The sequence below is a fragment of the Pseudomonas sp. HMSC076A11 genome, assembly GCF_001810205.1.
Taxonomy (GTDB): domain Bacteria; phylum Pseudomonadota; class Gammaproteobacteria; order Pseudomonadales; family Pseudomonadaceae; genus Pseudomonas; species Pseudomonas aeruginosa.
In genome coordinates this window covers 40,136-48,931 of record NZ_KV800278.1, presented here as the reverse complement: position 1 = coordinate 48,931, position 8,796 = coordinate 40,136, and the positions used below count along the sequence as shown (strand labels likewise).

The 8,796-nt window shown below is 65.8% G+C and carries 5 protein-coding genes and 1 pseudogene; 4 read left to right on the top strand and 2 right to left on the bottom strand.

What is annotated here, in order from left to right:
- Positions 1-149 (bottom strand): annotated as a pseudogene (glyA, locus tag HMPREF2716_RS29355) (serine hydroxymethyltransferase); the annotation flags it as partial.
- A 215-nt stretch (positions 150-364) separates the two neighbouring features.
- On the opposite strand from glyA, the gene HMPREF2716_RS05440 reads away from it, so the two are divergent.
- From HMPREF2716_RS05440 to HMPREF2716_RS05430, 3 genes are all read left to right on the top strand, one after another.
- Positions 365-1,006, top strand: a complete 642-nt coding sequence (locus tag HMPREF2716_RS05440; protein WP_023518210.1) for a hypothetical protein — start codon at positions 365-367, stop codon at positions 1,004-1,006.
- Positions 1,007-1,089: 83 nt separating this feature from the next.
- Positions 1,090-2,130, top strand: a complete 1,041-nt coding sequence (locus HMPREF2716_RS05435) for a threonine aldolase family protein (RefSeq protein ID WP_003096773.1) — start codon at positions 1,090-1,092, stop codon at positions 2,128-2,130.
- A gap of 1,412 nt (positions 2,131-3,542) precedes the next feature.
- Entirely contained in the window at positions 3,543-5,972 is a 2,430-nt protein-coding gene (locus HMPREF2716_RS05430) for a hypothetical protein (RefSeq protein WP_033863045.1), read from the top strand.
- On the opposite strand, the gene gbcB is transcribed toward HMPREF2716_RS05430, so the two are convergent.
- Positions 5,966-7,066 (bottom strand): glycine-betaine demethylase subunit GbcB, encoded by a 1,101-nt coding sequence (gene gbcB / locus HMPREF2716_RS05425; RefSeq protein WP_003096769.1) that lies wholly within the window; start codon positions 7,064-7,066, stop codon positions 5,966-5,968. The genes HMPREF2716_RS05430 and gbcB overlap by 7 nt on opposite strands.
- Positions 7,067-7,490: 424 nt before the next feature.
- On the opposite strand from gbcB, the gene gbcA reads away from it, so the two are divergent.
- Positions 7,491-8,780 carry a glycine-betaine demethylase subunit GbcA gene (gene gbcA / locus HMPREF2716_RS05420; protein ID WP_003096766.1) on the top strand — a complete coding sequence of 430 codons (1,290 nt, stop codon included), beginning with the start codon at positions 7,491-7,493 and terminating at the stop codon, positions 8,778-8,780.
- The last annotated feature ends 16 nt before the right edge of the window (positions 8,781-8,796 follow it).

Here is an 8,796-nt window from a genome sequence, read left to right as displayed (position 1 = left end):
CCGCTGCCCTGCGCCTGCATGACCCGCTTGCTGGTGTAGTTCTCCGAGGCGATCAGTTCGAGATGGTCTTCCTGGCGGGCCTCTTCGGCGTCCATCGCGGCGAGCAGTTCGTCGTCGTAGCCGCGGATCTGGTCATGCTTGCTGAACATCGCTGGGTCTCCCTGCGGCGCCGGAACCGCGCCGGAATGGCTGCAACGGGACACGCGGTCCCTTTGCCAGCGATGGTATGACCGGCCCTGCCGGCCCAGATGCCTATGCACGCCACGGGGAGGTGCGTTTGCGACATGGCGGTGGGATTCGGCAACCGATGCGGAACGCCCCGGGCTGGCGCTAAACTGCGTGCTCTTCGTCTTGCGAGAACACCATGAAACGCCCGCTGATCTTCCTTTCCGCCGTGCTGCTCGGCGCATCCCTGCAAGGGTGCGGGGGCGGCGATGAAAAGCAGGCCGCCGCGCCTGCGCTGCCGGCCGATTCCTGCACCGGCCATGAACTCGAAGTGGCCTTGCCGCCGGCCGGCAAGCCACTGTTCGGCTACGACTTCCTCTCCCGCCAGTGCGGCTACAACGACGCCACCGTGGTCTTCGGCGCTGCCGACGGCAGCAAGCGCCTGGAGATCGTCCTCACCGACACCGGCCTGCCGGCGCCGCCGACCGAGGGCGACGCGGTGGCCTATCGGGCGGCGCAGGACAAGCTGCGCGAGATGACCCAGAGCAACCTGACCCTGCTCCACAAGACCCGCGAGACCGCCCTTAAGAACGGCACCGCCGAGCGCTTCGGCGGCGAGGACTACCTGCCGCTGATCGATACCACGCGGATGGGCGACCCGCTGGGAGTGATGGTCCCGGCCAAGGGCGAGGAGGGCGTCTCGACCCTCAGCGGAGTGATCAAGAACCGCTACGTACTGACCCTCAGCACCCGCGACATGCCCAATGGCGGCAGCGCCACGGCGATGCGCCAGGTGCTGGTGCCGTTCGTCGAGCAGATGAAGCTGACCAAGCTACCCTGACAGACTGTGCCGGCACCTACCCGTACCGGCGCGACCGCACGGAGCCCCACGAGGGCTCGGCAACCGTTCCATCCGAGGCCCACATGACCGATAACACCCAACAGTTCGCCAGCGACAACTATTCCGGTATCTGCCCCGAAGCCTGGGCGGCGATGGCCGAAGCCAACCGCGGCCACGAGCGCGCCTATGGCGACGACCAGTGGACCGCGCGCGCTTCGGACTACTTCCGCCAGTTGTTCGAGACCGATTGCGAAGTGTTCTTCGCCTTCAACGGCACCGCCGCCAACTCCCTGGCCTTGGCCGCGCTGTGCCAGAGCTACCACAGCGTGATCTGCTCGGAGACCGCCCACGTCGAGACCGACGAGTGCGGCGCGCCGGAGTTCTTCTCCAACGGCTCCAAGCTGCTGCTGGCGCAGACCGAGGTCGGCAAGCTGACCCCGGCGTCGATCCGCGACATCGCTCTCAAGCGCCAGGATATCCACTATCCGAAGCCGCGCGTGGTGACTCTCACCCAGGCCACCGAGGTCGGCACGGTGTACCGCCCGGACGAGTTGAAGGCGATCAGCGCCACCTGCAAGGAACTCGGCCTGCACCTGCACATGGACGGCGCGCGCTTCTCCAACGCCTGCGCCTTCCTCGGCTGCTCGCCGGCGGAGCTGAGCTGGAAGGCCGGGGTCGACGTGCTCTGCTTCGGCGGCACCAAGAACGGCATGGCGGTGGGCGAGGCGATCCTGTTCTTCAACCGCGACCTGGCCGAGGACTTCGACTACCGCTGCAAGCAGGCCGGCCAACTGGCCTCGAAGATGCGCTTCCTCGCCGCGCCCTGGGTCGGCGTACTGCAGGACGATGCCTGGCTGCGCTACGCCGATCACGCCAACCGCTGCGCGCGCCTGCTGGCCGAGCTGGTGGCCGACGTTCCCGGCGTCAGCCTGATGTTCCCGGTAGAAGCCAACGGCGTGTTCCTACAGCTTTCCGAGCCGGCGATCGAAGCCTTGCGCGCGCGCGGCTGGCGCTTCTACACCTTCATCGGTGAAGGTGGCGCGCGTTTCATGTGTTCCTGGGATACCGATATCGAGCGGGTCCGCGAACTGGCGCGGGACATCCGCCTGGTGATGGGCGCCTGAGTCCGCTCTCGGTCGCCCCCATGGCGCGGGGCGGCCGCTCTTTCCCCAAATTCTGTGGATAACTCTGTGGGCTAACTGTTCGGGAGCTATGCAAAAGTGCTCCCTGGAACGTCCTTCCTGTCTCCGCCCGAGACGCCGAAAGCCTTTATCCACGCGGCTCCACTCCAGTGGCGGGATAACCTGTCCAATCCACAAACACTGTGGAACCGAATGTGAATAACGTGTTCGCAGTCGCTTCCGGGCAGCGCCCCGCCGGGCTCTCCGGAGGCTGGTCGGTTTTTGAGCGAAAACAGCCGTTTGTGAACAGAGGATGACGGTTCGGGTGAAACGCGCTGACGAAACGGTGACGGGTATTGTCCCCTCCGGGCCCATGCAAGCCTGTGGATAGAAAAGACGGGGAGCGAAGTGGGCGCAAAAGTCGAAAACACCCTGCGCGGACGTAACGGCTTGAGGAAAAAGACAAAATTCTTCCGTTCCGAAGTCGCTGGGACAATGGAAGCAATCGCCGAGGGGAATTTCCCCCAATTCCTGTTGAGGTCGATGTGAAGAGCCTGTTTATAGAGTGCGGAGAGCCCGGTGGGGCGAGCCTTTCAGGGAATTGCTCAAGAATTGACCGGATGTTCTGTCAACAGGTGGCGGGCTTGCTTTAGGGAGCTTGTGTATAAATGCAGGGTTGCCCACAAAAGGCCTGGAAAGTCTTGTGGACAACCTGTATGGATAGCGCCAGAAGCCGCACAGGGCTAAGCCTGCGGTGGATTGATCAATAAACGATCGGTGCGCATGGGAAGAGCCGGACTGCCTGAGAAAGCAGAGATTTTTCTTCATGCTGTGAATATTTTTTTGTTTTTCCCCACGGGAAGTGTAAAGCCCTGTGGAAAAGTTGTTCGCTCACGCTTGGGGGGGCCGTACGGCGGGGTCTCTGGCGTATTGATCGTTAAATGAGCAGGAGAGTGCGGCCAGGCCGAGCGTGTGGCGAAGTGCGATTTACCCGGAAGGGAAGCCGGATGGGCTTGCGGAGCCCTCGCGCCACGGAGGAGGTATTGTCGGTATGTTTTGCCTGGACCCGCAGGACATAGGGGAGGCGATGGATTGCACAACTTGTGGATAAGTCTGTGATCAACCTAGCCTGGAAAGGGCTTCCCGGAGGCAGGGACGGGCTGAGTAGCCGGCCCTGAAATGCACTTGAATTTGTAGAATTTATCTTTTATTTCAAATGCTTGAGTGAACACATGGCGGACATCCAGGCGGCGAAGGAACACCTGTATGGAATTCCAGTCCGAATGTGGACAACCTTGGCGCCCTGGTGTTTTCCAGTATGAGAAGGTCAGCTTCGCCGTGGCTCTGGTGGTTGGTCGGAGCCTTGATTACCCTTGGCTTTTGCCAGGAAAGTGGGATGGATCATGGATGATCGGATGTCAGACAAGCCGCTCGGCCGCTTGTTGCTCGAAGGTCTCGGCGAGATCGCCTGGATCGCCGTGCTGGTGGCCCTTGGCGTCCTCCTTCCGTTGCCGCTGGTAGCGCTGGGTTGGGTGCTGCTGCTGGGCGCCGAGTGGGCCACGGATCGTTGGCGCGGCAAGGTGCCGTATCGCCTGCAACAGGCGCTGTTCTTCTGGGTTCTGGGTGGCGGCATCGCCCTGGGCCAGGCACTGCCGGGCTTCTGGCTGGGACTGGGCGGTGGCTTGCTGGCGGTGATCGGCGGCGTGCTGTTGCAGATCCGCTTCGAGCGCGGCCTGCGCCTGGAGCGCCAGGCTCCGCAAGCGCTGGACGTACCCCTGCCGGCCGGAGGTAGCGCATGGGGCGGCGAAGCGCCCGAGCGGACCCCCGAGGGCGAGGCGATCCGCCTGTTCGACGGCGGCGAGATCGCCATGGGCGGCCCGCTGGTATGCCACTACCTGATGCCCGACGGCTGTTTCATCCCCGACTGCAATCCTTCGGCACGCTTTTCCAGCGATGGCCGCCACTTCGTTTCGCCGATACCGAGCCGAGGCGCGTGGGGCCTGGCGATCTTCGACCGGCAGGAGCGGTTGCTCTACCGCTGTGCCGTGGACAACTTCTGGGAGCTGGACAGCGTCACCGAGCGCGAGGTGATCGGGCGGCACAGTCCGCTGACGTCCAACGCACCGCAGCGCCTCGAGCTGCAGGCGCTCAAGGCCGGCAGCGAGGCCGAGGCCTTCGTTGCCATCGGCGACCTCTGGCTGCCCGAAAGCGAATGGCAGCGCTGGAGCGGGGATCTGCGCGCGCAACCGCTACCGTCCCCGCTTGGCGGGCCCGCGCTGGAAATCCGCCCCTGGCTGCCGGACAGCCTGCTGGCCCTGGACGATCCTTTCGCGCCGCTGCGCGCCAACCGCGGCGAGCTGTGGATAAACGACGAGGCCAGCGGCCTCTACCTGTCCCGTGAAGCGCCGCCATTGGCTTGGAACGATGACGGCCGGGCGCTGGCGCTGCAGGCAGCAGGCGAGCCGCTGGGGCAGGATGCCTACTGGCTTTGGCGAGAGGACGGCGGCCTGCGTGCGCTGGGCGCGCCGTGGTCGGCGTTGCCCGCCGAGCCCCATGCCGGCGGGCCCGAACTGCTCGGGCTGGAGGATGGCTGGCTGCGTTTCGGCCTGGACCTGGCGCAACCCTGCCTGACCTACGAACGCTACGGCACGCTGGGTTCGTACAGCCATTCCAGCCTCTACCTTCTGCACGCTCGCGATGCGGACGACCGGCCGCGCTGGCGCGAGGCCGACATGCCGCGCCTGGACCTGTTGCTGCCGCTGGATGGCGCGGCCGGCAGGCCGGGATGCCTGTTGCAGAGCGCACCGCTGGCCGATGGCAGCCGGGCCGTCTGGGAGTGGTTGCGCGACGATCAGGAGGCGGAGCGCGGCGCCTATGCCTTGCGCCTGGGCGACTGGCGCCTGGATGGCGAGTGGACGCTCGACCACCGCGTGTCCGATTGCGGTCGCTACCTGGCCGTGGTGGCCTTCGCCGAGGCGCCGACCCTGCCGCAGCGCCTGGCCATACTCGATAGCCGGGAGCGGCGCCTGGAGTGGCTCGCCGAGCCGCTGGCCGATCTACACCTGCAAGGTTTCATCGATGGCCAGGTGCATTTGCTCCACCTGCTCGGCCGCAACGCCTACCAGCCGCCGGGCGGGCCGGGCGAAGGCGACCCCGGCCTGTTGCGCCGCTTCGACGAAGGCTTGCCCGAGCCCGGCGCCTGGCACGCATTCGGCCGCTTCCACGACGACTGGCGGCATTACTACGAGCAGGCGCGGGTGGCGTTCGATGGCACGGCCTGGCGGCTGTGCCCCACGTCGCGCTGGCTGGACGCAGCGCCGCGGCCCTGGAGCGACGGCGACTTCGTCTTGCCGTCGGTGGGCGCGGAGGACGCCGCCTGGGGCTTCGGTTTCCACTACGAGGGCATGCACCGCGACGAGGACGTGCGCGCCGGGTTCAGCCGCGACGGCTACCTGCTGACCGCGTCGGGCATCGGCTTGGGCAACCTGGCGGCGCCAATGATCTGGTCGGCGGACGGTCGCTACCTGGCGCTGACCCGGTACGTCCAGCGCTACGAGGAAAGCGACCTGGAACGGGACCAGTGGCGCCTGCTGCTGCTCGACGTGCAAGAGCGGACGTTGCGTCGCTACCGCGACGACCTCGGCGAGTACCCGTGCTTCGACAGCTTCGACGACGACCTGTGCTTCCGCTGCGCGGGGACGGGGCGCTACGTGCTGGCCCTGGACTCGCTGCTGAAGGCTCCCGCCGAGCCGCTGCAGGCCTGCGCCGGACGCTGGCTGCCGGCCGAGGAACTGCCGCGGCGGCGCTACTGGGAGCGCCTGGCGTTTCCCTCGCGCCCTCAGTAGTCGATGACCACGTCGCCCTTGGGCACGCTGCAGCAGGAGAGGATGTAGCCTTCGGCGACATCCTCGTCGGTGATCCCGCCGTTGTGCTCCATCTCCACCTCGCCGGCGGTCTTCATTACCTTGCAGGTGCCGCAGATGCCCATCCCGCAGGCCTTCGGAATGTGCAGGCCGAGCTTGGCGGCGGCGGCGTGCACGGTTTCCCCGGGGCTGACGCGGATGCTCTTGCCGGTGGCGGTGAATTCCACCTGGTGCTGGTCGGCGACCGGTACCTCCGGCGCCTCGGCGGCTTCCGCGGCCAGTTCCCTGACGTCGGCGCGGACCTCCGGCGGAGTCGGCCCGAAGGCTTCCTCGTGGTAGCGGCTCATGTCGTAGCCGTGGCCCTGCAGCAGGTGCTTCACCGCGCTCATATAGGGCGTCGGGCCGCAGCAGAAGATTTCCCGCTCGAGGAAGTCCGGGGCGATCAGTTCCAGCATGCGCAGGTTCAGGTAGCCACGGTAGCCGGCCCAGGCTTCGCCGAGGCCGTGGCGCTCGCAGATGATGTGCAGGCTGAAGTTGTCGATCCGCGAGGCCATGTGCTCCAGCTCGCGGTGGTAGATGATGTCCTTCGGCGAACGGGCGCTGTGGACGAAGACCATGTCGACGTTGGCGTTGGTGTCGAAGAACCAGCGCGCCATGGACATCACCGGGGTGATGCCGACCCCGCCGGAGAGGAACAGCACCTTGTCGGCCGGGAAGTCGATGGCGTTGAACAGGCCGACCGGACCGTGCACCGGTAGCTCCTGGCCTTCCTTGAGGTTGTCGTGCAGCCAGTTGGAAACCCGCCCGCCCGGCACCCGCTTGATGGTGATGGAGAAGCTGTAGGGCACCGAGGGCGAGCTGGAGATGGTGTAGGAGCGCATCACCGGCTCGCCGTCGATCTCCAGCTCCAGGGTGACGAACTGGCCCGGCTTGAAGAAGAACAGGATCGGCTGGTCGGCCATGAAGCAGAAGGTGCGCACGTCCCAGGTTTCCTGGATGACCTTGACGCAGCGCACGAGGTGCCGGCCGTTGGCCCAGGTCTGGGTGGTGACCGGATTGAGGAAGTTGCTCGACATGATGATCTCTCCGTGCGCACGGGGCCGAACGATGGCCTGATGGGGCGGATTGTGCGCATCGCCGTGGCCGCTCATTTACCTGCCAGCGACATTTACATGCTTATCGCGACCTGCCTGCTGGGGCGCGGCCCGGAGCGTCGGAAACGGATGCGGTCATGTCGCCCATGGATAAGGTCGGCGGCGGGCGCGGGCCCACACTCCAGACCAGCCGAGACGAGGGTTTGCATGAACCCCGGGAGGGTAGAGCCCGGACGTGTAGAGCGACTGACCTTCATTCCCGCCACGGCGGGGCCCGTCCATCGGCAGGGCGGGATTCCGGACGCCGCGCCGGGATGAGGAAGGCTGTGAACGCCACCTTGCGTAGCAACCGTATCAGCCACTTTTTCCGCCGCCACCCGCGCGGGGGCGGCATGAGGAGTTACCGATGGACGTCACTTCCACCCTGAGTCTCGGCGATCCCCTGGAACCGGCCCGCAAGGCCACCGCCGACATGCTGCGCAGCCGCGACCACAGCTTCTCGCTGCCGCAGCCCTTCTACTGCGACCAGCGCCTGTTCGAGATCGACATGCAGGAGATCTTCCACAAGGAATGGCTGATCGCCGGCATGACCTGCGAGATTCCCGCCAAGGGCAATTTCCTCACCCTGCAGATCGGCAAGAACCCGGTCCTGGTGATCCGTGGCGCCGAAGGCCAGGTGCATGCCTTCCACAATGTCTGCCGGCACCGCGGCTCGCGCCTGTGCGTGAGCGAGAAAGGCAAGGTGGCCAAGCTGGTCTGCCCCTACCACCAGTGGACCTACGAGCTGGATGGCCGCCTGCTGTTCGCCGGCACCGAGATGGGCGCCGACTTCGACATGAAGGAGTACGGCCTGAAGCCGATCCAGGTGAAGACCGCCGGCGGCTACATCTTCATCAGCCTGGCGGAGAACCCGCCGGCCATCGACGACTTCCTGGCGACGCTCGAGCACTACATGGAGCCGTACGACATGGAGAACGCCAAGGTGGCGGTGCAGACCACCATCCGCGAAGCCGCCAACTGGAAGCTGGTGATCGAGAACAACCGCGAGTGCTACCACTGCAACGGCTCCCACCCGGAACTGCTGAAGACCCTGCTGGAGTGGGACGACGTCACCGACCCGCGCGCCAGCCAGGCGTTCAAGGACCAGGTGGCGGCCTGCACCAGCGCCTGGGACGCCGAGAAGATCCCGTACGCCCATGCCAGCTTCGGCCTGCGCAATCGCATCGTGCGCATGCCGCTGCTGGACGGCACGGTGTCGATGACCATGGACGGCAAGCAGGGCAGCAAGAAGCTCATGGGCCGGATCAAGAACCCCGACCTCGGCTCGATGCGCATCCTGCACCTGCCGCACTCCTGGAACCACTGCATGGGCGACCACCTGATCGTCTTCACCGTGTGGCCGATCAGCGCCCAGGAAACCCTGGTCACCACCAAATGGCTGGTGCACAAGGACGCGGTGGAAGGCGTCGACTACGACGTGGCGCGCCTGCGCGAGGTATGGGACGCGACCAACGACCAGGATCGTCGGCTGGCCGAGGAGAACCAGCGCGGGATCAACTCCGACGCCTACCAGCCTGGTCCATACTCGAAGACCTACGAGTTCGGTGTGATCAATTTCCTCGACTGGTACAGCGAGCGCATGCTGAACAACCTCGGCGAGGAGTCCGCCCACGTGCGCAAGGTGGCCGGCAGCTGAGCCGGACGAGGCGCCC